9 protein-coding genes and 1 pseudogene are annotated in these 24,871 nt (G+C 73.5%); 7 read left to right on the top strand and 3 right to left on the bottom strand.

From position 1 onward, the window contains the following. Positions 1-36 precede the first annotated feature (36 nt). The 4 genes and pseudogenes from ACIBIW_RS10595 to ACIBIW_RS10580 all read left to right on the top strand — a co-directional run bounded on the left by ACIBIW_RS10595 (position 37) and on the right by ACIBIW_RS10580 (position 16,761). Positions 37-11,115 carry a type I polyketide synthase gene (locus ACIBIW_RS10595; RefSeq protein WP_399334229.1) on the top strand — a complete coding sequence of 3,693 codons (11,079 nt, stop codon included), beginning with the start codon at positions 37-39 and terminating at the stop codon, positions 11,113-11,115. 32 nt (positions 11,116-11,147) lie between these two features. Then, positions 11,148-15,065, top strand: a pseudogene (locus ACIBIW_RS10590) (type I polyketide synthase); the annotation flags it as partial. Further along, positions 15,062-16,279, top strand: a complete 1,218-nt coding sequence (locus ACIBIW_RS10585) for a cytochrome P450 (protein WP_399334227.1) — start codon at positions 15,062-15,064, stop codon at positions 16,277-16,279. The pseudogene ACIBIW_RS10590 and the gene ACIBIW_RS10585, both read left to right, overlap by 4 nt. Positions 16,280-16,392: 113 nt before the next feature. After that, positions 16,393-16,761 carry a nuclear transport factor 2 family protein gene (locus ACIBIW_RS10580; RefSeq protein ID WP_399334225.1) on the top strand — a complete coding sequence of 123 codons (369 nt, stop codon included), beginning with the start codon at positions 16,393-16,395 and terminating at the stop codon, positions 16,759-16,761. Between the two features lie 80 nt (positions 16,762-16,841). Here ACIBIW_RS10580 and ACIBIW_RS10575 read toward each other — a convergent pair whose 3' ends face one another. Together ACIBIW_RS10575 and ACIBIW_RS10570 are read right to left on the bottom strand one after the other, a co-directional pair. Next, on the bottom strand, positions 16,842-17,879 hold the full coding sequence (locus tag ACIBIW_RS10575; protein WP_399334223.1) for an N-acetylglucosamine kinase: 1,038 nt from the start codon (positions 17,877-17,879) through the stop codon (positions 16,842-16,844). An 86-nt stretch (positions 17,880-17,965) separates the two neighbouring features. Continuing rightward, entirely contained in the window at positions 17,966-18,916 is a 951-nt protein-coding gene (locus ACIBIW_RS10570) for a MurR/RpiR family transcriptional regulator (protein WP_399334221.1), read from the bottom strand. 208 nt (positions 18,917-19,124) lie between these two features. Between ACIBIW_RS10570 and ACIBIW_RS10565 the strand changes: the two genes are divergently transcribed. The 3 genes from ACIBIW_RS10565 to ACIBIW_RS10555 are packed head-to-tail and all read left to right on the top strand — an operon-like array spanning position 19,125 to position 23,791. Next, positions 19,125-19,886: a sugar isomerase domain-containing protein gene (locus tag ACIBIW_RS10565; RefSeq protein WP_399334848.1), complete on the top strand. Its 762-nt coding sequence runs from the start codon at positions 19,125-19,127 to the stop codon at positions 19,884-19,886. Between the two features lie 33 nt (positions 19,887-19,919). Continuing rightward, positions 19,920-21,914, top strand: a complete 1,995-nt coding sequence (locus ACIBIW_RS10560) for a family 20 glycosylhydrolase (protein WP_399334219.1) — start codon at positions 19,920-19,922, stop codon at positions 21,912-21,914. Beyond that, entirely contained in the window at positions 21,911-23,791 is a 1,881-nt protein-coding gene (locus ACIBIW_RS10555) for an alpha-L-fucosidase (protein WP_399334217.1), read from the top strand. Before ACIBIW_RS10560 ends, ACIBIW_RS10555 begins: the two co-directional genes overlap by 4 nt. Before the next feature lie 29 nt (positions 23,792-23,820). Here ACIBIW_RS10555 and ACIBIW_RS10550 read toward each other — a convergent pair whose 3' ends face one another. Continuing rightward, a complete protein-coding gene (locus tag ACIBIW_RS10550) occupies positions 23,821-24,855 on the bottom strand; it encodes a YeiH family protein (protein ID WP_399334215.1) in 1,035 nt (344 codons plus the stop codon). Positions 24,856-24,871 lie beyond the last annotated feature (16 nt).

The raw sequence follows: 24,871 nt of genomic DNA, 5'->3' as shown, positions 1-24,871 counted from the left end.
GGGTCAACACACCGCTGGATGGAGCGAACACCGCAGATGGACAACGAAGAGAAGCTCCGCGAGTACCTCAAGTGGGTCACCGCCGACCTGGTGCAGTCGAGGGAGCGCGTGAAGGAGCTGGAGGAGCGCGCCGAAGAGCCCCTCGCCATCACCGCGATGGCCTGCCGCTTCCCGCACGGCGTCCACACCCCGGAGGACCTGTGGGAGCTGGTCGCCACCGGCACCGACGCCGTCGCCCCGATCCCCACCGACCGCGGCTGGGACGTCGACGACCTCTACGACCCCGAGCTGACCCGCCCCGGCTCCATCGGCACCCGCGAGGGCGCCTTCCTCGACGCGCTCGGCGACTTCGACGCGGGGTTCTTCGGCATCTCCCCGCGCGAGGCCCTGGCGATGGACCCGCAGCAGCGGCTCCTCCTCGAAACATCCTGGGAGGCACTGGAACGCGCGGGCCTCGACCCGCAGAAGCTGCGCGGCAGCCGCACCGGGGTCTTCGTCGGCTCCAACACCTGGGACTACGCGCCCCCGCTCACCCAGGCCCCCGACGAGGTGGCCGGACATCTCATGACCGGCAACACCCCCAGCGTGATGTCGGGCCGCATCGCCTACATACTCGGCCTCGAAGGCCCCGCGGTCACCTTGGACACCGCCTGCTCGTCATCCCTGGTCGCCCTGCACGTGGCGGCCCAGGCCCTGCGGGCCGGCGACTGCGAACGCGCCCTCGTCGGCGGTGTCGCCGTGATGGCCGCGCCCGGCGTCCTGATGGAGTTCAGCCGTCAGCGCGGTCTGGCACCCAACGGCCGCTCGAAGTCCTTCGCCGCGGCCGCCGACGGCGTCGGCTGGGGCGAGGGCATCGGCGTCCTCGTCGTCGAGCGCCTGTCCGACGCCCGCGAGCAGGGCCACCGGGTACTCGCGGTGGTGCGGGGCAGCGCGGTCAACCAGGACGGTGCGAGCAACGGCCTCACCGCGCCCAACGGGCCCTCCCAACAGCGCGTCATCCGGGCCGCGTTGGAGAGCGCGGGACTGTCCGCGTCGGACGTGGACGCGGTGGAGGCGCACGGCACCGGCACCAAGCTCGGCGACCCCATCGAGGCCCAGGCCCTGCTGGCGACGTACGGCAAGGGCCGCGACACCGAACGGCCACTGTGGCTGGGCTCGTTGAAGTCGAACATCGGCCACACCCAGGCCGCCGCGGGCGTGGCGGGCGTCATCAAGATGGTGATGGCCCTCCAGCGCGGCACCCTGCCGCGCACCCTGCACGTCGACGAACCGACCCCGCAGGTCGACTGGTCCGCGGGTGCCGTCGAACTGCTCACCGAGGCACAGGACTGGACCCCCGAGGAAGGCCACACCCGCAGGGCAGGCGTCTCCTCCTTCGGCATCAGCGGCACCAACGCCCACCTGATCCTGGAGGAAGCACCCACAGACGAGGCACCCGAGGGGGACGAGGAGTCCGCTCCCCGCGGTGCGGTCCCCGTGGTGCCGTGGCCGGTGTCGGGACAGTCGGCGGCAGCGCTGGACGCACAGTTGGCCCGGACACGCGAGGCTGCGACCGACCTGGACGCGGTGGACGTGGGGTGGTCCCTGCTGACGACGCGGTCGGTGTTCGAGCACCGTGCGGTGGTGGTCGACGGCGGCAGCGATCCGGTCACGGGGGTCGCCGTCCCGGGTGGTACGGGGTTTGTGTTTTCGGGTCAGGGGTCGCAGCGGGTGGGGATGGGGCGTGAGCTGTACGGCGCCTATCCGGTGTTTGCTGAGGCGCTGGATGCGGTGTGTGGCGCGTTTGACGGCCCCTTGCGTGAGGTGATGTTTGAGGGGTCTGTGGAGAGGCTTGGCGGTACGGAGTGGGCGCAGCCTGCGATTTTTGCGTGTGAGGTGGCGCTGTTCCGTCTGTTGGAGTCGTGGGGTGTGACGCCGGATGTGATGGTGGGGCACTCGATTGGTGAGTTGGCTGCGGCGCATGTGGCGGGGGTGTGGTCGCTTGAGGATGCGGTGAAGGTGGTCACTGCCCGTGGTCGGCTCATGGGTCAACTTCCCACGGGTGGCGCCATGGTGGCGCTTCAGGCGACGGAGGCCGAGGTGTCCGGCCTGCTGTCGGATGCCGTGTCCCTCGCGGCGGTGAACGGCCCGGATGCGGTGGTGGTGTCGGGTGAGGAGGGCGCGGTCCTGGCGATCGCCGCCCATTTCGAGGCTGAGGGCCGGAAGGTGAAGCGCCTTGCGGTGAGTCACGCCTTCCACTCGCCGCTGATGGAGCCGATGCTCGACGACTTCCGTCAGGTCTTGTCGGAGGTCACCTTCAATGAGCCCCGTCTTCCTCTGGTGAAGGACGTCTCCGACCCCGAGTACTGGGTGCGCCATGTCCGCGAGGCCGTCCGTTTCCACGATGACGTGGAGGCGGCCCGCGCTCAGGGTGTGGTGCGCTTCGTGGAGGTCGGTCCGGATGCCGCGCTCTCCTCCCTGGTCGAGGGTTGCGTGCCGCTCCAGCGTCGTAACCGCGAAGAGTCCCAGACCGCCGTGCGGGCCCTCGGTGCGCTGTGGACGACGGGCGCTTCCGTCAACTGGGAGGCGCTGTATGAGGGTTCCGGCGCACGCACCGTCGATCTCCCCACCTACGCCTTCCAGCGTGAGCGCTACTGGCTTGAGCAGCCCGCGCCCACGGGTGACGTGACCGCTGCCGGGCTCGGCGCTGCGGCGCACCCTCTGCTCGGTGCTGCCGTGCACCTCGCGCAGGGTGACGGGCTGATCCTCACCGGGCGGGTGTCCCGCACCTCCCACCCCTGGCTGGTCGACCACACCATTCTGGACACGGTGCTCCTCCCCGGCACCGCGCTGCTTGAGCTGGCCGTCTGGGCGGGAAGCCAGATGGCTGCGCCCACCGTGGAGGAGCTGACGCTCCAGGCGCCGCTGGTGCTGCCGGAGCAGGGTGCGTTGCAGCTCCAGGTGACCGTGGGCAGTGCGGACGGCGCGGGGCGGCGGGCGGTGTCGGTCCACTCCCGCCCGGAGCTGTCCGACGCGGACGCCGACACCCCCTGGCAGGAGCACGCGACCGGCGCCCTCGTCGCCACCGCCGCCCGTACCTCCCCCGGCTCCTCCGATCTCGGCGGAGTTTGGCCACCCGCCGACACCACCCCCGTCGCGGTCGACGACCTCTACGACCGTTTCGCGGCGGCGGGATTCGCCTACGGCCCCGCGTTCCAGGGCCTCGGGGAGGTGTGGCGGCGCGGTGACGAGCTGTTCGCCGAGGTCGCCCTGCCCGCCGAGGCGAGCGGTGACGCGGCGGCGTTCGCGCTCCATCCGGCGCTGCTCGACGCCGCGTTGCACGCGGTGGGGGTCGGCGGGCTGCTCGGTGCGGAGGACGCCTCGGGGCGGCTGCCGTTCTCGTGGAGCGGGGTCGACATCCGGGCGTGGGGCGCCTCCTCGCTCCGAGCGCACCTCGTCCGCACCGGTGACGACAGGCTCGCCCTGTCCGTCGCCGACACCACGGGGCAGCTCGTCGCCACCGCGGATGCGCTCGTCCTGCGGCCGGTGTCCGCCGAGCGGCTGCGCGCGGAGGGCCGTCGCACCCTCGACGCGCTGTTCCGCGTGGAGTGGGTCGAGCGGCAGCCACCGGCCCCAGAACACGCGATTACCTGGGCGCTGTTGGCCGATGACGGCTCCCCGTACGCGGCCGGGGCGCTCGCCGCCGGAGCCGTCGCCACGTACCCCGGCCTCGACGCACTGGCCGCCGCGGTCGACGAGGGGATTCCACTCCCCGACGTCCTGGTCGTACCGAACACAGGACCCGCCGCCTCCGAAGGCGACGTCCCCGCCGCCGCACACTCCGCGACCCACGCGGCGCTGCGCCTCGCGCAAGCCTGGACCGCGGACGAGCGGTTCGCCGAGGGGCGGCTGCTGCTGCTCACCCGCGGTGCGGTCGCCGTACACCCCGGGGAACGGGTGTCAGAACCCGCACACGCCGCCGCCCGCGGTTTCGTGCGGACCACCGCGACGGAGAACCCGGGCCGCTTCCTCCTCGCCGACGTCGACGAACTCGACGACACCTGGCCCCTGTTGGCCGCCCTCGCGGACGGCGACGACACCGAGTGGGCGGTGCGCGGCGGGCACACCCTGGTGCCCAGGCTCGCCCGGGCGTCCTCCGGCCTCGATATGCCGGAGGACGGCCCATGGCGCCTGGAGACCCTGGGCCGCGGCACCCTCGACGGCAACCTCGCGCTGACGCCGTACCCCGAGGCAGGCCGGCCGCTCGCGGAGGGCGAGGTCAGGGTCGGGATGCGGGCGGGCGGACTGAACTTCCGTGACGTCCTCATCGCCCTCGGCATGTACCCGGGCGAGGCACGCGTCGGAGCGGAAGGCGCCGGAGTCGTGCTCGAAGTCGGTCCCGGCGTCACCGGGTTCACCCCCGGCGACCGGGTCATGGGCCTCTTCTACGGGGTGCTCGGACCCGTGGCCGTGACCGACCGCAGGCTGCTCACCCGCGTCCCCGACGGCTGGTCGTACCAGGACGCGGCCGCCGTGCCCGTCGTCTTCCTCACCGCTTACTACGGGCTCGTGGACCTGGCCGGGCTGCGCGCGGGCGAGAAGGTGCTGATCCACGCGGCCGCCGGGGGCGTCGGCATGGCCGCCGTGCAGCTCGCCCGGCACCTCGGCGCCGAGGTCTTCGCCACGGCGGGCCCCGGCAAGTGGGCCACCGTACACGGCCTCGGGGTACCCGCCGACCACCTCGCCTCCTCCAGGACCCTCGACTTCGGGCCGCAGTTCGCCGACGCCACCGGCGGGCTCGGTGTGGACGTCGTACTGAACTCCCTCGCCAAGGAGTACGTCGACACCTCGGCCGGGCTGCTGCCGCGCGGCGGACGCTTCCTGGAGATGGGCAAGACCGACATCAGGCGGCCGGAAGAGCTGGCCGCCGCCCACCCGGGCGTGCGCTATCAGGCGTTCGACATGCTCGAAGCGGGCCCGGAACGCATCGGCGAGATGCTGACCGCCCTCGTCGACCTGTTCGAGCGCGGGATACTTCGGCCGCTCCCGGTGACCGCCTGGGACGCCCGCTCTGCGGGCGAGGCGTTCCGCTTCCTCGGCCAGGCACGGCACGTCGGCAAGGTCGTCCTCACCGTTCCCGACACCGCGCCCCACGGCGCGGACGACGGCGGCACGGTCCTGGTGACAGGCGCGGGCGGCGCACTCGGCCGTCTGATCGCCCGTCACCTCGTACGCGAGCACGGGGTACGGCGGCTGGTGCTCGCGGGACGCCGCGGCGACCGCACCCCCGGCCTCGTCCAACTGGCGGAAGAACTCGCCGAGTCGGGCGCACAAGCCGACGTGGCCGGCTGCGACGTGTCGGACCGCGACGACGTCGCCCGGCTCCTCGCCACCATCGCCGAGACCTCCACCCTGCACGGTGTGGTGCACGCCGCGGGCGTGCTCGACGACGGCACCGTCGCCTCGCTCACCCCCGAGCGCATCGACACGGTGCTGCGGCCCAAGGTCGACGCGGCCTGGCACCTGCACGAGCTGACACGCGGCCTCGACCTCGCGTACTTCGCCGTCTTCGCCTCCGCAGCGGCCACCTTCGGCGCGGCGGGCCAGGCCGGCTACTGCGCGGCCAACACCTTCCTCGACGCCCTCGCGGAACACCGCAGGGGCCTCGGCCTGCCCGCCGTGTCCCTGGCGTGGGGGCTGTGGGAGCAGCCCGGCGGCATGGCGGGAGCACTCGCCGACGTCGACAGGCGGCGCATGGCGGGCGGCGGCCTCGTGCCGCTGACGGAGGCCGAAGGACTCGCCCTGTTCGATACCGCACTGCGGCACGGCGCCCCCACCCTGCTGCCCGCCCGCCTCGACCTGCCGGGCCTCCAGCGGCGCGGCACCGCCGTGCCACCCGTGCTGCGCGGCCTGGTCCGTACCACCGCGGCCCGCGCCAGGCAGGGCACCGACGACAGCCCGGGCTCAGGGCTGCGCAGGCGCCTGCACGGCCGCGGCGAGGAGGAGCGGCTGCGTATCGTCCTCGACCTCGTGCGCGCACAGGCGTCCGCCGTCCTCGGCCACGGCTCCCCTGACGCGGTCGAGGCGGGCCGCGCCTTCCAGGAGATGGGCTTCGACTCGCTGACCGCCGTCGAACTGCGCAACCGCCTCACCGCGGAGACCGGCGTCCGGCTGCCCGCCACCCTCGTCTTCGACCACCCGACACCCCGGGCGCTCGCCACGCACCTCATCGCCGACGTCAGCGGCGAACTCGCCGCACCCACCGCACCCACCGCGGCCGTCGCCACCGGCGACAGCCAGGACCCCCTCGCCATCGTCGGCGTCGCCTGCCACTTCCCCGGCGGCGTCGACTCGCCAGAGGACCTGTGGGAACTCGTCATGACCGGCACCGACGCCATGTCCGGCTTCCCCGGCGACCGCGGCTGGGACACCGGCAGCCTCTACGACCCGGACCCCGACCGGCAGGGCACCACCTACGCACGCCACGGCGGCTTCCTCCACGACGCCGCCGGATTCGATGCCGCCTTCTTCGGTATCTCGCCCCGCGAGGCCCTGGCGATGGACCCCCAGCAGCGGCTGCTCCTCGAAACCTCCTGGGAGGCGCTGGAGCGCGGCGGCCTCGACCCCGCCGACCTGCGCGGCTCACGCACCGGCGTCTTCGTCGGCGCCAGCGGCCAGACCTACTCCTCGCTTCTCGCCAACGCCGCAGACGACTACGAGGGCTACCTCCTCACCGGCAGCACCGGCAGCGTCCTGTCAGGACGCCTCGCCTACACCTTCGGCCTCGAAGGCCCCGCGGTCACCGTCGACACCGCCTGCTCCTCCTCCCTCGTCGCCCTGCACCTCGCCGGGCAGGCCCTGCGCTCAGGAGAGTGCGAACTCGCCCTCGTCGGCGGCGTCGCCGTACTGTCCACCCCCGATCTCTTCGTCGAGTTCAGCCGCCAGCGCGGCCTGTCGCCAGACGGCCGCTGCAAGGCGTTCGCCGACACCGCGGACGGCACCGCCTGGGCCGAGGGCGTCGGCATGGCCGTCGTCGAACGGCTCTCCGACGCACGCCGCAACGGGCACCAGGTCATCGCGGTGGTACGCGGCTCCGCCGTCAACCAGGACGGCGCAAGCAACGGCCTCTCCGCACCCAACGGGCCCTCCCAGCAGCGCGTCATCCGACAGGCACTCGCCAACGCGGGCGTCGGCCCCGCCGACGTCGACCTCGTCGAGGCCCACGGCACCGGCACCAGGCTCGGCGACCCGATCGAGGCGCAGGCCCTCCTCGCCACCTACGGAAAGGAACGCGACGACCAACAGCCGCTCTACGTCGGCTCGTTGAAGTCCAACATCGGCCATACCCAGGCCGCAGCGGGGGTCGCGGGACTGATCAAGACCGTGATGGCGCTGCGCCACGGCGTCCTGCCCAGGACCCTGCACGTCGACCGGCTCACCCAGGAGGTCGACTGGGACGGCGGAAACGTGGACGTCCTCACCGAGGCCCGGCCCTGGCCCGAACTGTCGCGGCCCCGCCGCGCCGCCGTCTCCGCGTTCGGCGTCAGCGGCACCAACGCCCACGTCGTCGTCGAACAGTCCCCCGAACCCGCCCCCGCCCGACGCGAACCACAGCCCGCCCCCGCGGCGGTCCCCTGGGTACTGACCGCACGCTCAGCGGCGGCACTGCGCGCCCAGGCCCGGCGCCTGCTGGCCGCACCCGCCGCACACGAACCGCCCCACCAGGACACCGGCCTCGCCCTTGCCGCCGCCCGCACGGCGCACGAGCACCGCGCCGTCATCGTCGGCACCGACCACACCGAACTCCTCACCGGCCTCACCGCACTCGCCCAGGGCGAGACCAGCCCCCACACCACCACGGGCACCACCGGCACGGACACCCGCCCCGTCTTCGTCTTCCCCGGCCAGGGGAGCCAGTGGGTGGGTATGGCGGTGGGTCTGCTGGAGTCGTCGCCCGCGTTCGCCGAGCGGATGGGGGAGTGTGCGGCGGCCCTTGACCCGTTCACCGGTTGGCCGCTGCTGGATGTGGTGCGCGGAGTGGAGGGCGCGCCGGAGCTGGACCGGGTGGATGTGGTGCAGCCGGTGCTGTTCGCGGTGATGGTGTCGCTGGCGTCGGTATGGGAGTCGCTGGGGGTGGCTCCGGCGGCAGTGGTGGGTCACTCGCAGGGCGAGATCGCCGCCGCCTGCGTGGCGGGCGCGCTGTCGCTTGAGGACGCGGCGCGGGTGGTGGCTCTGCGGTCGCAGGCCATTCTCGCCCTGTCGGGGCGTGGCGGGATGCTGTCCGTGCCCCTGCCGGTCGGTGATGTACGTGAGCGGATCGCGGGGTGGGAGGGTGCGATCTCGGTCGCGGCGGTCAACGGCCCCTCGTCCACGGTCGTTTCGGGTGATGCAGACGCGCTGGACGAGTTCTTCGCCCGCCTCGAAACCGAAGACGTACGCGTGCGTCGCATCCCGGTGGACTATGCGTCGCACTCCGCTCATGTGGAGTCGATCGAGGCGGAGTTGGCGGAGCTGCTTGCCCCGGTCCAGCCCCGTACTTCCCGTGTGCCGTTCTATTCGACGGTGACGGGTGGTGTGCTGGATACGACGGAGATGGACGGGCGTTACTGGTACACCAATCTCCGTCAGACCGTCCTCTTCGAGGACACGATCCGCGCGCTCCTCGCCGACGGCTTCCGTCTCTTCGTCGAGTCCAGTGCGCATCCCGTGCTGACGGTCGCCCTCGCGGAGACCTTCCAGGCGACCGAGACCGAGGCCGTCGCCGTGGGCTCGCTCCGCCGGGACGAGGGCGGTCTGCAACGGTTCCTGTTGTCGGCCGCCGAGGCGTACACCTACGGCGCCCCGGTGCGCTGGCAGACCCTCTTCGACGGGGTCGACGCCAACGGGGTCGACCTGCCGACCTACGCCTTCCAGCACGAGCGCTACTGGCCCGTGGCCGCGGCCCCCGAAGCGGCGGGCACCCCGGCCACGGACGGCACCGCCGACTTCTGGCGGGCCGTCGACGACGGCGACCTCGACGCCGTCGCCGACACCCTGGACCTCCGCGAGTCCGGCGCCCTCGACTCGGTCGTCCCCGCGCTCGCCGCCTGGCGCAGGCAGCACCAGCAGCGCACGGCGCTGGACGGCGCCCGCTACCACGTCACCTGGCGCGCCGTCCCGGACCGTACGGCGGCGCCCCCCACCGGGACCTGGCTCGTCGCGGTGCCAGACCACCCGGGAGCGGCCGACTGGTCCGACACCGTCGCCAAGGCGCTCACCGACGCAGGGGCCGACGTACGCGTCCTGGAAACCAGCCGCGCGGAAGGCGACCGTGTCGCACTCGCCCGGCTGGTCGGCGAGACCGCCGGCGACACGGACCTGCGTGGCGTCCTGGCGTTCACCCCGCTCGACGACCGGGAGCACCCCGCCCACCCGGCGCTCACCCCCGGCACCACCGACACAGTGCTGCTCGCCCAGGCCCTCGGCGACGCCGACTGCGGCGCGCCCCTGTGGTGCCTGACGTCCGGCGCCGTCTGCGTCGACACCGGCGATCCGCTCACCAGCCCCGCACAGGCCATGACATGGGGCCTCGGCAGGACCGCGGCCCTGGAACTCACCGGCCACTGGGCCGGGTTGGTGGACCTTCCGGCCAACCCGTCGGAACGTGCCGCCCGTCGGCTGCTCGGCCTGCTCGGCGACGCGGACGCGCACCGCGAGGACCAGTCGGCGATCCGCGAGTCCGGGGTGTTCGTACGCAGGCTCGCCCATGCCCCGCGCCCCGCCCACGCCCACACCCCCTGGGCGCCCGCGGGGACCGTGCTCGTCACCGGCGGCACGGGCGCGATCGGCACCCATGTCGCGCGGTGGGCGGCGCGCGGCGGTGCCGAACACCTCGTACTCGCCGGACGCGCGGGACCCGCCGCGCCCGGCGCCGACGCACTCGCCGAAGAACTGCGCGCCCTGGGCGCCCGGGTGACCCTGGCGGCCTGCGACATCACCGACCGCGCCGCCGTCGAGGAACTGCTCAAGGGGCTCACCGCGGCCGGCGACCCCGTCCGGGCCGTGTTCCACGCCGCGGGCACCGCCGAGTACGCGCCGTTCGCCGACCTCACCCCGGAAGGCGTCGCGCAGGCACTGTCCGCGAAGGTCGCGGGCGCCCGCCACCTCGACGAACTCCTTGAGCCCGACGCGGTGGACGCGTTCGTCCTCTTCTCCTCCATCGCCGGGGTGTGGGGCAGCGGCGGCCAGGCCGCCTACTCCGCGGGCAACGCCTACCTCGACGCCCTGGCGCACGCCCGCCGCGCGGCGGGCGGCCGTGCCACCTCCGTGGCCTGGGGCGCCTGGGGCGGAGGCGGCGGCATGCTCGACGACGAGCGGGTGGGCCAACTCGCCCGCGGCGGCGTCGGCGTGATGGCGCCCGAAGCCGCGATCACCGCCCTCGAACAGGCCGTCACCGACGACGAGACCGCACTCGTCGTCGCCGACATGGCCTGGGACCGCTTCCTGCCCGCCTTCACCCTCCACCGGCCGAGCCCGTTCCTCTCCGACCTGCCCGACGTCGCCGCGCTCCTCGCCGACGACACCGCCAACACCGGCCGGACCGGGGCGGGTTCGTGGCAGAGCCGACTGGCAGGGCTGCCCCAGGACGAGCAGCGCACGCTCCTGCGCGACCTGGTGAGCGCCGAGGCAGCGGGCGTGCTCGGCCACACCAAGGGCACGGCGGTCGACGCGGACCGCGCCTTCCGCGACCTCGGCTTCGACTCCCTCACCGCCGTCGAACTGCGCAACAGGCTGCGCGCCGCCACGGGACTCGCACTCCCCGCCACCGTCGTCTTCGACCACCCCACCGCGGCCACCCTCGCGGAACACCTGCGGGGCGCCCTGCTCGGCGCCGCGGAAGCACCCTCGGGCGACCCGCTCGACGACCTCGACCGACTGGAGAACTCCCTGCTCACCGCCGCCGCCGACTACTGGAACCGGCCCAGGGCCACCGAACGGCTGCGGGACTTCCTCGGCCGGATCGAGGCCCTGGCCAACTCCCACGGCCCCTCGCCCGACACCCCCGCAGAGGACGACGACACCGCGGAGCGGATCGAGACGGCCACCGACGACGAGATCTTCGACTTCATCAACCAGGAACTCGGGAGGGACCAGTGACGGCCGAGCGCGAGCCCACGGGCGCCGAGCCCGCGGACACCGAGGGCAAACTCCGCGACTACCTGAAGTGGGTCACCGCCGACCTCGTCCAGGCCCGCAAGCGCGTCCGCGAACTGGAGTCACGCACCGCGGAACCCGTCGCCATCGTCGGCATGGCCTGCCGTTACCCGGGCGCCGCCGACACCCCGGAGGCGCTGTGGCGGCTGCTGGCCGACGGCACCGACGCCATCGCCGCGTTCCCCACCGACCGCGGCTGGGACCTGGAGAACCTGTACCACCCCGACCCCGACCGCTGGGGCACCGTCTACGCACGCGAGGGCGGCTTCCTCACCGGCGCCGCCGACTTCGACCCCCGCTTCTTCGGTATCTCGCCCCGCGAGGCCCAGGCCATGGACCCCCAGCAGCGGCTGCTCCTCGAAACCTCCTGGGAGGCGCTGGAACGCACCGGCCTCGACCCGCAGAAGCTCCGCGGCAGCCGCACCGGGGTCTTCCTCGGCAACAGCATGCAGGACTACGGCGAACTCCTGAAGAGCAGCCCGGAGGGCATGGAGGGCTACTTCCTCACCGCCAACGTCGGCAGCGTCGTCTCGGGACGCATCTCCTACACCCTCGGACTCGAAGGCCCGGCGGTGACGGTCGACACGGCCTGCTCGTCGTCGCTTGTGGCACTGCACCTGGCCGCCCAGGCGCTGCGCGCGGGGGAGTGCTCTCTGGCTCTGGCGGGCGGTGCCACCGTGATGGCCACGCCCGGCATGCTCCAGGTCTTCAGCCGCCAGCGCGGTCTCTCCCCGGACGGGCGCTGCCGCGCCTTCTCCGCGGACGCCGACGGCACCGGGTTCTCCGACGGCGTCGGCGTCCTCGTGGTGGAACGGCTTTCCGACGCCCGCCACAACGGACACCGGGTGCTCGCGGTGGTGCGGGGGAGCGCGGTCAACCAGGACGGTGCGAGCAACGGGCTCACTGCGCCCAACGGCCCCTCCCAACAGCGCGTCATACGCGCCGCGTTGACGAGCGCGGGCCTGTCCGCCGCGGACGTGGACGTGGTCGAGGCGCACGGCACGGGCACGACGCTCGGCGACCCGATCGAGGCCCAGGCGGTACTGGCCACGTACGGCCAGGGCCGCGCCGCCGAACGACCGGTGCTGCTCGGCTCGTTGAAGTCCAACATCGGCCACGCCCAGGCCGCCGCCGGAGTCGCGGGCGTCATCAAGATGGTGCTGGCCCTCCAACAGGAGTCACTGCCGCGGACGTTGCATGCGGAGGTGCCGACGCCGCAGGTGGACTGGGGTGCGGGTGCGGTGGAGCTGTTGGGTGAGACGCGGGAGTGGCCGCGTGTGGAGGGCCGGATACGTCGGGCGGGTGTGTCGGCGTTCGGGGCGAGCGGGACGAATGCCCATGTGATCGTGGAGGAGGCCCCCGCGGAGGACGGACAAACCGCTGCTTCTCGCGTGGGGGTTCCGGTGGTGCCGTGGGTGGTGTCGGGACGGTCGGCGCCCGCACTGGACGCGCAGTTGGCCCGGGTGCGCGAGGCGGCGGCCGACCTCGACGCGGTGGACGTGGGCTGGTCACTGGCGGTGACACGGTCGGCATTCGAGCATCGGGCCGTCATCGTGGACGACGGCCGCCCCGTGACCGGCTCCGTGGCCGTTGGCGGTACGGGGTTTGTGTTCTCGGGTCAGGGGTCGCAGCGGGTGGGGATGGGGTGTGAGTTGTACGCGGCTTACCCCGTCTTTGCTGAGGCGCTGGATGCGGTGTGTGGCGCGTTTGACGGCCCCTTGCGTGAGGTGATGTTCGAGGGGCCTGTGGAGAGGCTTGGCGGTACGGAGTGGGCGCAGCCCGCAATCTTTGCATGTGAGGTGGCGCTGTTCCGTCTGCTGGAGTCGTGGGGCGTCACCCCGGATGTGATGGTCGGGCACTCGATTGGTGAGCTGGCTGCGGCGCATGTGGCGGGGGTGTGGTCCCTCGAAGACGCGGTGAAGGTGGTCACTGCCCGTGGTCGGCTCATGGGTCAACTTCCCACGGGTGGCGCCATGGTGGCGCTTCAGGCGACGGAGGCCGAGGTGTCCGGCCTGTTGTCGGATGCCGTGTCGGTGGCGGCGGTGAACGGCCCGGACGCGGTGGTGGTCTCGGGTGAGGAGGGCGCGGTCCTGGCGATCGCTGCTCACTTCGAGGCCGAGGGCCGGAAGGTGAAGCGCCTTGCGGTGAGTCACGCCTTCCACTCGCCGCTGATGGAGCCGATGCTCGACGACTTCCGTCAGGTCTTGTCGGAGGTCACCTTCAACGAGCCCCGTCTCCCTCTGGTGAAGGACGTCTCCGACCCCGAGTACTGGGTGCGCCACGTCCGCGAGGCCGTCCGTTTCCACGACGATGTGGAGGCTGCCCGCGCCCAGGGTGTGGTGCGCTTTGTTGAGGTCGGTCCTGATGCCGCGCTTTCCTCTCTGGTCGAGGGCTGCGTGCCGCTCCAGCGTCGTAACCGCGAAGAGTCCCAGACCGCCGTGCGGGCCCTCGGTGCGCTGTGGACGACAGGCGCTTCCGTCAACTGGGAGGCGCTGTACGAGGGTTCTGGCGCGCGTACCGTCGACCTCCCCACCTACGCCTTCCAGCGCAAGCGCTACTGGATCGACGGCGTCAACCCGTCACTGGCCCCTGGGACCCCCGGGGCGGCCGTGCTGTCCGGCTCCGACGAGGCGGAGGAAGAGGCGGTCCACCCTCTGAGGCGGCGGCTCGCGGCCGTGCCGCGCGGGGAGTGGGAGGGCGAGCTGCTGGGGGCCGTGTGCGAGGAGGTCGCGGCCATCCTCGACTACGCGCCCGACGAGGAGGTGCGTCCTGACGGCCTCTTCGCGGAGCTGGGCTTCGACTCCCTGACCGTGGTGGAGCTGTGCGAACGGCTCAAGGCGGCCACCGGGCTCGCCCTGACGCCCGACGCCCTCTTCGGCCACCCCGCGCCCCGGCAGCTCGCCAAATACCTGGCGCAACTCGGCGACGAGGCCGAGGAGTCTGGGGCGGACGGCGCCGGGCCCGGCGGTGCGGAGGCCACCGGCGCCGACGGCGGGACGCGGGGCGGTGACGTGGGCCTGCGGGAGCTGTTCCGTACCGCCTGTGCCCGCGGGCGGCTTGCGGCGGGGCTCGAACTCCTGGGCGCGGCGGCCGAGTTGCGGGACGTCGAGACGGGGCGGAGCGAGGGGGGCGGTCTCGTCGCGGGTGAGCCGGTCGTCTTCAGCCGTGCCGTCGACGCGCCCGACGCACCCGTACTCGTCTGCTTCCCCTCGGTGGTGGCGCCGTCGAACGCCTTCCAGTTCGCGCGCTTCGCCGCCCCGTTCCGCGACACGTACCCGCTGTCGGTGCTGCCGCACCCCGGCTTCGAGACGGGGGAGGCGCTGCCCGGCACCCTCGGCGAACTGGTCGCGGAGCGGGCCGCCGCGGTCCGCGACTGTGCCGGAGGCCGGGACACCGTCCTCGTCGGCTACTCCTCCGGCGGCTGGGTCGCCCACGCCGTCGCCGAGGAACTGGCCCGCGCCGGCACGCCCGCCCGCGGTGTGGTGCTCCTGGACTGCCACCTCCCCGGCAGCGAAGGGCTCGCCGACATCCAGCAGGTGCTGCTCGGCGGTGACCACGCCGTCGACCCGGAGCGGTTCGGCGGCATCAACGACGCCCAACTCACCGCCATGGGCCGCTATGTGAAACTCTTCGGCGACTGGCGCCCGGCCGCGGCACGTACCCCCACGTTGCAGCTCACCGCCGCCCGCCAGGTACCGACCGGCACCCGGGACCCCGGGCCGGTCGCGGCGCGGCTGCGCCCGGCCTGGCCGCTGCCGCACACCACCGCCGAGGTGGCGGGGGCCGACCATCTGTCCATGATCCAGGAGTCCGCCGCGTCGACCGCCGAGCCGGTCCTTCGCTGGCTGGCGGACCAGGACGCCCACAGGAAGAAGCAGGAGGGACGCGTGTGAGCGGAACATCGAGTGTGGTGGACCTGCTGAGCCCCGAGTTCACCCAGGACCCGTACACGATCTACGACGACATGCGGGCCGAGGCGCCCGCCCACCGGGTCGTGGCGAAGACCCTCACCACCGAGCTGCACGCCTGGGTGGTGACCCGGTACGAGGCGGCGCGCTCGCTGCTCGCCGACCCCCGGCTGTCCAAGAACGCCACTGAACTGCCGCGCATCGTCGAGCGGAACAAGGTCAGCGCCGACCCCGTGCAGCTCGCGAACTTCAAGAGCATGCTCTTCAGCGACCCGCCGGACCACACCAGGCTGCGCCGCATCATGGGCAAGGCGTTCACGATGCGCCGCGTGCAGCGGCTGCGGCCCCGTATCGAGCAGGCCACCGACGAACTGCTCGACCGCATCCCGCCCGGCGAGGACGTCGACCTGGTGACGGCGCTGTCGCTGCCGCTGCCGATCACCGTCATCGGGGAACTCCTCGGCATCCCCGCCGACGAGCGCGACGACTTCCGCTCCTGGAACGCCACCCTGACCAGCACCACCGCCACCATGCAGGACAAGATGCAGGCCCATCTGGCCTCAAGCGCCTACCTGCGGGACTTCATCGCCCGCAAGCGTGAGACACCCGGCGACGACCTCGTCAGCGCGCTGCTCGACGTCGACGACGAGGAACAGCGCCTGGACGAGGGCGAGTTGCTGTCCACGATCTTCCTGGTCATGAACGCGGGCTACGAGACCACCGCCAGCATGATCAGCAACTCGGTGTACGCGCTGCTCAGGGACCCCGAGGAGCGGCAGCGGCTGCGCACAGGCCCCGACGCCATCCCCGCCGCGGTCGAGGAGTTCCTGCGCTACGAGAGCCCGCTGAACCTCGCCACGGTCCGCTTCACCCTGGAACCCGTCGAGATCGACGGGCTGACGATCCCCAGGGACGACATCGTCTTCATCTCCCTGGCCGCGGCCAACCGCGACGCCGCCCGCTTCGGCGAGCCAGGCGCCGTCGACACTGGCCGCGAGGCCAACAGCCACCTCGCCTTCGGCCACGGCATCCACCACTGCCTCGGCGCGCCGCTGGCCCGCATGGAGGGCGAGATAGCGCTGGGCAGACTGCTCGACCGGTTCCCCAAGTGGGACCTCGCGGTGGACGAGGAGGCGCTGCGCTGGCGCGACAGCCTCCAGTTCCGCACCCTGGACCGCCTCCCGGTCCGGCTGAGCTGACCCGCGGGCACACCCCGCACCCCGTGCGGGCCCGCCCGGCGCGGCCCGCACCCCACCAGACCACCACCACGCACCGTACACAGCACACCCGAAGGACAAGGGAGTCAGGACACATGGCCGACAACGTGATCAGCCGCTTCTTCGAACTGGGCGCCAAGGAGGACCTCGACGGGGCGTTCGCCTGCTTCGCGGAGGACGGCGTGTGGAACCTTCCGGAGAGCGACGGGAACGGCCCGGGCACCGCCCTGGAGAAGCAGGCGATCCGCGACCACATCGAGAAGATGAACGACCTGTCCAAGCAGGTCACCGAGCAGGGCCTTGAGGGCGTCTTCGAGGAGCCCGTCTTCCTGGTCAACGGCGAGCAGGCCATTGTCGAGTGGTCGCTGCGCAAGATCGGCGGCGACGTCATCGAGCGCGGCATCGACCTCTTCACCCTGCGCGACGGCAAGATCCTGGTGAAGGACGTCTTCAGGAAGGCGTGATCCGGCGCAACCCCACCGATGCCGCCGCACACCGGACCCCGCGCAAGCGCGGCCCCGGTGTGCGGCGGCATCGTGTCGCGCTACCCGGAGCCGGAGCCGGAGCCGGAGCCGGAGCCGGAGCCGGAGCCGGGGCCGGGCGTGCGGGCGAGGGCGACCGCGCCCGCGAGGCCGTCGGGCACCGGCGCCGGGACGACACCCGTGCGTCGCAGGCGGCGCGTGAGGCGGTCGAGCAGCGGGCCCTCGGGGGCCAGCAGCGCGCCCGTGGTGACCAGCGGCTCGCCCGGGCGGGGCCCGAGCATGCCCACCGTGGCCGCGAGACGGCGCGCCGCACCCCGCAGCAGCCGCAGCGCCACACCGTCGCCCAGGTCCGCCGCCGCGGTCACCGCCGGTGCCAGCGCGGCCAGTTCGAGCACCGGACGCTCGTGCACGGCCCGTACGAGCCGGTCGGCGAGGGTGTGGGCGGCCACATACCCGGTGGGCGGCCGGGAGACGGCCTCCCCGAGGTAGAACTCGCAGACGGCGGCCACGAGCGCGGTGGGCCCGCCGCGGCCGTCCAGCGTCGCGAGCACGGCCCGCACCGCACGCCTGCCGAGCCAGAAGCCGCTGCCGCCGTCGCCGAGCAACCAGCCGTTGCCGTCCGCGGTGGCCACCTGCCGGCGCCCCGCGATACGGGCCGCGACCGCGCCCGTGCCCGCGATGAGGACGAGCCCGTCACGCGGCGCCGACGGGCCGGAGGCGAACGCGATCTCGGTGTCGCTGTGCACCGAGATCCGCCCCGCGGCGACACCGAGGCGCCCCAGCGCGCCGCGCAGCGCGTCGAGGGCGACGGCCGCCGCCGGGTTCCCCGGCAGCGAGGAGCACCCCGCGAGCCCGGCCGCCACCGCGCTCACCCGCGGCCGCAGCGGCGGCGGCACGGCCCCGGCCACGGCGGCCCCCAGATGCTCCGCGAGCACGTCGGGCGGCACCGACAGGGCGTTGCCAGGACCGGAGGCGCCGCGCCCGAGCAGCGGCCCGCCACCGGCGGCGGCGAGCGCGGCGCGGGTGCGGGTGCCCCCGGCGTCGACACCGACGACGAGCGCGCCGCCGGTGTCGCCCGCGCTGGGCGGTGTCGTCGTCATGTGCTCCCTGTCCTGGGGTGTACGGGGGAGTCAGCGCCGGTACTTCGGTCCCGCGTGGCGGGTTCCTCGGCCCTGCGTGGGTGTCCTCAGGGCTGCTTGTACGGCCTGACGGCCTCGGTGGTCGCGGCCATCGCCTCGGTGCTCTGGTCGTAGGTGCGCTGCGCGACGGCGATGTACAGCAGGTCGAGCACGGCCATCTGCGCATGCCTGCTGAGGATGGTGGTGTGTCCGGGACCGTCGTCGGCCACCGTCGTCGGCAGCACGAGGTCGACGCGGCGGGCCAGCGGCGACGCCAGGTCGCCGACCACCGCGACCGTGGTCGCGCCCCGCGAGGCGGCCTCGGCGGCGAGGTCGGTGACCTCACGGGTACGGCCGCTGTGCGACAGGGCGACCAGGACGTCGTCGGGGCCGAGCAGGGCCGCGCCGGTCAGCGCGACCTGGGCGTCGCTCCACGACCAGGCGGGCACCCCGATCCGGTAGACCCGCTGCTGGAACTCCGCGCCCATGCTGCCGCTGCCGCCCGCCCCGCAGATCTCGACCCTGCGGGCCCGCGCCACCGCGTCCGCCGCCCGCTCCACCACCGCAGGGTCGAGCGCGCCCAACGTCTCGCCCACCGCCCTGCGCACCCCCGCGGAGATGGCACCCGCCACCCGCCGGATGTCGTCGTGCTCCGAGATGCCACGGCCCATGTTGGCCTGCCAGGTCTCCGCCACCGAGCGCCCGGTGTCGGAGGCGAGCGCCAGCCGAAGCGCCGAGTAGCCGGGCAGCCCGAGCGTGCGGCACAGCCGTGTGACGCTCCCCGTCGAGACGCCGCAGGAGTCCGCGAGGTCCACGATGGTCATACGGGCGGCCGCCCCGGGATCGGCGAGCAGCGACTCCGCGACGGTGCGCTGCGCCTCCGGCAGCCCGGGCAGCAACTCCCCGACCCGGTCGACGATCCCCCCGTCGCCCCCGGCCGCCCCGCCCGCTCCCGCCGCGGCCACCGGCCCCCCGCTGTCCCCACTGGTCCTGGTACGCATACCGACACTCTGCACCATGTGAAGAATTTTTCTCTACGTGGGCCTCGACGACAAGACCCTCAACGCGTCCCGTACTCCCGGGGGACAGGCGCGCAGACGCGGGGGAGGGGTGTGAAAGGGGCGCTGTGGCAGGCGGCCCGGAGAAAATGAACAAGGGGTACGGGCCCTTGACGCCGCCCCGCCGCCGCGCGCACAGTCAGTGCCGCAAAGAAGAATAATTCTCCATCTGGAGGTTCGAGTGCCGGACAGTCAGCAGTTCCTCGCGGCGGCCAGGGACATCGTCGACCGGGTGGTGACCGGTCACACCGCAGAGATCGGCAGGGCCGCGGAGCTGGTGGCCGCCGCGCTGCGGGCCGACGGTGTGGTGCAGGCGTTCGGCACTGGGCACTCGGAGTCGCTGGCCACCGAGATCGCCGGCCGCGCGGGCGGCCTCGTGCCCACGAACAAGATCGCGGTACGGGACCTCGTGCTTCTCGGCGGCGCGCCGCACGAGACCCTGGCCGACCCCAAGCTGGAGCGCGACCCGGCCATCGCCCACCGGCTCTACGAACTCGCCGCCCCGCACCCCGCCGACGTCTTCGTGATCGCCTCGAACTCGGGCATCAACGGCTGCATCGTGGAGATGGCGAGCCTGGTCAAGGAGCACGGGCACGCCCTCATCGCGTTCACCTCCCTCGACCACACCCGGAAGGTGACACCCCGCCACCCCTCGGGCAAGCGGCTCGTCGACCTCGCCGACGTCGTCCTCGACAACGGCGCACCGTTCGGGGACTCGCTGCTGCCGCTCGAAGGCGGCGGATCGGTGTGCGCGGTGTCGTCGATCACCGCCGCCTACCTGGCCCAGATGCTCAACGCCGAGGTGGTCAGGCTCCTCATCGAGGCGGGCGTCACCCCGCCGGTCTACCTGTCGGCCAACATCCCGGGCGGCGACGAGCACAACCACGAGCTGGAGAACCGCTACGCGGGCCGCATCCGCCGCAGCGCCTGACCACCGCCACCCCCCGCCACCAGGGAGCTGCCCATGACCCCCGACGCCACCCCCGCACGTACCCGCAGACGGGTGCGCACCGCCACCGCGCTGCTCACGGGCGCACTGCTGACCGCCACCGCCGCGCTCGCCGGCACCGCGGCCGCGGCACCCGCCACCCCCGCGCCCACCGCGTCCGCATCCGGCGCCCCCGCCCTCATCCCCGCCCCGGTGAACTGGACACCCGCCACCGGGACCACCCGTGTCGGCGCCGGGACCAGGATCGCCACCGACACCGCGAACCTCGGCACCGCCCGGCAGCTCGCCGGGGAGATACGCGCCGCACACGGCCTGCGGCTGCCCGTCGTACGGGGCGCGGCGCACCGGGGCGACATCGTGCTGCGCACCGACACCGGCCGCCGTGACCTGGGCGCCGAGGGCTACGCGCTGCGGGTCGCCGACCGGGTGACGGTCACGGGGCGCACCGGCGACGGAGTCTTCCACGGCACCAGGACGGTGCTCCAACTCCTCGTCAGGAGCACGGCGTTGCCCCGGGGCGCCACCCGGGACGTGCCGGCCGCGGGGGAGCGGGCGGTGGGGGTGTGCGCCTGCTACACGTACAACACCGAGGCGTGGTTCACCCGTCTCATCAAGGACATGGCGTACCTCAAACTCAACACGCTCCACCTCGAACTGAAGGTGAAGAGCGCGCGGTACCCGGAGATCAACACCTTCTCCTACTACACCCCCGCCGAGGTGAGGAAGCTCGTCGCGCTCGCCGCCCGCTACCACATCACGGTCGTCCCCGAGATCAACTCGCCAGGACACATGGACCCGTACCTCACGCCCTACCCGGGCCTCCAGCTCACCGACACCGCGGGCACCCCCGACCCCACCAGGCTCGACATCACCGACCCCGCCGCCTTCGCCTTCTACACCCACCTGGTGGACGACGACCTGAAGGTGTTCCCCGCAGGCTCCTTCCACATGGGCGCCGACGAGTACATGCTGCGCACCGACTACTCGAACTACCCGGAACTGCTCGCCTACGCCCGCGAGAAGTACGGCAAGGACGCCACCCCGCAGGACGCCTACGTCGACTTCGTCAACCGGGTCGACGACTACGTGCGCTCCAAGGGCCGCACCCTGCGCATCTGGAACGACGGCCTCACCGGCGAGAACACCGTGCCGCTCCACAAGGACATCGTGGTGGAGCACTGGCTGCCGGAGCCGGTGACCGCGCAGCAACTCCTCGACGACGGCCACCGCGTGCTCAACGCGAGCGACGCCTGGTACTACGTGCGCGGCGGCTACGCCCCCGACGCCAGGAAGCTGTACGACGCCGACTGGTCGCCCGCCGACTTCTCGGACGGCACCGTCACCCGCCACACCGACGGTGTGACCGGCGCCATGTACACCGTCTGGCCCGACAACTACGGCAAGGAGACCGAGAACCAGACCGAGCGGGGCATGTCCGACTCGCTGCGCGCCTTCGCCCAGGGCGTCTGGGGCGGACCGCGCCCCACCGCCGACTACGACGGCTTCACCGCCCTCGCCGACACCCTCGGCCACGCCCCCGGCTGGGACGTGCCCGGCGGCGCGCCCGTGCCCGGCGGCGACTACCGGCTGCGGGCCCAGGGCGGCGGATGGCTGACGGCGCCCGCCCCGGGCACGGAACCCGGCACCCCCCTCAAGGTCACCCGGCGCGGCGCCGACGGCTGGCGCGTCGAACCCACCGACGACGGCTACTACCGGCTTGCCACCCGGGACGGCGGCCTGTGCGCGGACGTGTCACGCGGCGCCAGGAACAACATGGGCGTCGTCATGGAGTCCGGGGCCGCCGCCACCGCGGAGACCTGCGCGGACACCGCCTCCCAGAAGTGGCAGTGGGAGCAGGTGCCCGGCGGCCACCGCCTCGTGGACGCCAGCACCCAGCAGACCCTGACCGCCACCGGCACGGGCGGCGCCGTACAGCGCCCCCGCGACGTCGCCCGCCGGGACGTGTGGCGTCTTGAGCCCGCCGACCGTACCGGGAAGGGCGCGTCATGATCGGCCGCAGGGGTCTCCTGCTGACCGGCGGCGCCGCCGCGGCCGCCGCGGCCCTGCCCACCACGGCCACCGCCGCCACCACCCCGCTCGCGGGCGGTGCCGCGCCGGGGCGCCCCGGCTCCGGCCCGCTGGTGCGTGTCACCCCGTCCGACACTCCCGAGGAGATCGTCGCCAAGGCCGCGGCCGTGGTGCCGAGGGCGCCGCAGGTGGCCTGGCAGGAGCGCCTGGTCACCGGCTTCACCCACTTCGGGATGAACACCTTCACCGACCGCGAGTGGGGCTCGGGCTGCGAGGACGAGGCGGTGTTCGCGCCGCCCGCGGTCGACGTCGACCAGTGGATGCGCGCCTTCCGCGCGGCGGGGGTGAAACAGGCCATGCTCACCGCCAAGCACCACGACGGCTTCGTGCTCTACCCCACCCGGTACACCAACCACTCCGTGGCCGCCAGCCCCTGGTGGTATCGAGGCGGCACGCCCGACGCCGCCGCGGCGCGCGCCAGGGCCGGGGCGGCGGCGGCCCGCGCCCACGACGGCGCCGCCCACTGGCGTATCAGGGACGTGGGCGACACCAACCCGGAAGGCGACATCCTCGGCACCTACCTGCGGGCCGCGCGCCGCGCGGGACTGCGCACCGGCGTCTACCTCTCCCCGGCCGACGGCGCCGAACTGCCGCACGCATGGCACGAGACCTGGGTGCACGACATCGTCGCCAAGCACGACGCGGGCGAACAGCTCAGCATCGAGGAGCAGTCCACGTACGACGACCGGGACCGCGCGCCCGCCGGGCTCGGCCGCTACGGCAGCGGCAGCGCCGTCACCGTGCGCACCATCCCCACCCTGGTGCCCGGCGACGACCGCGCCGAGGCGGTGGCGAGCGGCCGGCTGCCGTCCTTCCGGATACGTGCCGACGACTACAACGCGTACTACCTCAACCAGCTCTATGAGCTGTTCACCCAGTACGGCCCCATCGACGAACTCTGGCTCGACGGCGCCAACCCCTGGTCGTCGAGCGGGATCACCGAGACCTACGACTTCACGGCCTGGTTCGCGCTGATCCACGCGCTCTCCCCGGACACCGTGACCTTCGCCGGGCCCCAGGGCACCCGGTGGGTGGGCAACGAGGAGGGGGTGGCGCGGGAGACGGAGTGGAGCGTCACCCCGGCCACCGCGCAGCCGGACACCGCCCACGGGGAGACCCTGCTGCCCGACGGGCCGCAGGCCGCCGACATCAGCTCGGACGCCGCCCTGACCGCCGAGGGGGTGCGCTGGTTGCAGTGGTTCCCCGCGGAGGCGGACGTGTCACTGCGCCCCGGATGGTTCTGGCACCGCGAGGAACAGCCCAAGACGGCCGAGGAGTTGACGGGGCTCTACCGCACCTCGGTGGGCCGCAACGCCGTCCTGCTGCTCAACGTGCCGCCCGCCGCGGACGGCAGGGTCGCCGCTGCCGACATGGCGGCACTGACCGGCTTCGGCGCCGCCGTCGACGCCGCCTACCGGCACAACCTGCTGGCCGGCGCGGCACCCGCCCGCCTCGCCCGCGCCCTCACCGGGCGGCGCCTCACCACCGCCTGGAGCCCAGGCGGCGGCGCCCGCACCGGCGCCCTCGACCTGCGGACAGGACACCCCGTCACCTTCGACCAGATCTGGCTCGGCGAGGACATCAGGCACGGGCAGCACGTGGAGAGGTGCGCGGTGGACGCCTGGTCGGCGGGTGCCTGGCGGGAGGTGGCCACCGCCACCACCATCGGCTACTCCCGCATCCTCACCCTCGCGGAACCGGTCACCACCGCGCGGGTGCGCGTCAGGGTCCAGCAGTCCCGCGCCACCCCGCGCCTCAGCCACCTGGGTCTTTACCGCACGGTCCCGCCGGGGGACTGAGCCGGGCGGGAAGGCGGGGCGGCGGTCGGTCACGCGGCCACGAGCCGTACGCCCGCGTACGCGACCGCCGCCACCAGCAGCCAGGAGAGCAGGCCGAGCACCAGGGACCGGCGTCCCGTACGCAGCAGCGCGGGGACGTGGATGCCGGTGCCCAGGCCGAACAGCGCGGCCACCAGCAGCACCGACTGGAGGGTCTTCGCGTCCGCGAGCAGCCGCCCGGGCAGCAGCCCCGTACTGGTCACCGCGATGGCCGCGAGGAACCCGGCCACGAACAGCGGCACCGGCGGGGGCATCCTGACGTCGGCGGCCCCCGCCTCCGCACCCGCCCCGGCGGCCCCCGCCGCCACCAGGGCGCGTTGGCGGCGGCGCGCGTGCAGCCCCACCGCCGCGACCAGCGGCGCGAGCAGTACCACCCGGGTCAGCTTGACCACGACGGCCGTGGTCAGGGAGCCGGGCACGCGCTGCGCGGTGGCGACGGCCTGCCCCACGTCGTGCACGCTCGCGCCCGCCCAGGAGCCGAAGTCGGCGGGGCCGAGCCCGAGGGGCCCGCGCAGCGGGGGCAGGGCGAGGATCGCCAGCGTCCCGCAGAGCGTCACCAGGGCGACCGCGACCCCGGTGTCCTCCTCGTCGCCGCCCGCCACCGGCTCCATCGCCGCCACCGCCGACGCCCCGCAGATGGAGAAGCCGGTGGCGACGAGCAGCCCGCGCGCCGGTGGCACCCCGAGCCACCGGGCGAGCACCCGGGTCCCGGCGAAGGTGACCGCCACCGTCACCACCACGAGCGCGAGCCCCCGCCCCCCGAGGTGCCCCAGCTCCGGCAGCGACAGTTGCAGCCCGAGCAGTACGACGGCACACCGCAGCAGCCGCTTCCCGGCGAGCCGGGTGCCGGGGCGCAGCACCGGGTGGTGCAGCCGCAGATTGGTGACGAGGGCGCCGAGCACCACCGCGACCGTGGACGGATTCAGGCCGGGCACCATGTGCGAGACGGCGTAGGCGACGGCGGTGGCGGCCCCGGCGGCCGCCACGCCGGGCACCCACCCCTGCCTGGCCAGGAACGTTTTCACGGTTCCCACCCTGGGC

This window comes from Streptomyces sp. NPDC050560 (assembly GCF_044457285.1).
Taxonomy (GTDB): Bacteria; Actinomycetota; Actinomycetes; order Streptomycetales; family Streptomycetaceae; genus Streptomyces.
This window is presented reverse-complemented; position numbering and strand designations above follow the sequence as displayed.

Bases quoted from the DNA above. Each gene is read 5' to 3' on its own strand.
- ACIBIW_RS10595 (WP_399334229.1), top strand. From the start codon at position 37: ATGGACAACGAAGAGAAGCTCCGCGAGTACCTCAAGTGGGTCACCGCC.
- ACIBIW_RS10580 (WP_399334225.1), top strand. From the start codon at position 16,393: ATGGCCGACAACGTGATCAGCCGCTTCTTCGAACTGGGCGCCAAGGAG.
- ACIBIW_RS10575 (WP_399334223.1), bottom strand. From the start codon at position 17,879: ATGACGACGACACCGCCCAGCGCGGGCGACACCGGCGGCGCGCTCGTC.
- ACIBIW_RS10570 (WP_399334221.1), bottom strand. From the start codon at position 18,916: ATGGTGCAGAGTGTCGGTATGCGTACCAGGACCAGTGGGGACAGCGGG.
- ACIBIW_RS10560 (WP_399334219.1), top strand. From the start codon at position 19,920: ATGACCCCCGACGCCACCCCCGCACGTACCCGCAGACGGGTGCGCACC.
- ACIBIW_RS10555 (WP_399334217.1), top strand. From the start codon at position 21,911: ATGATCGGCCGCAGGGGTCTCCTGCTGACCGGCGGCGCCGCCGCGGCC.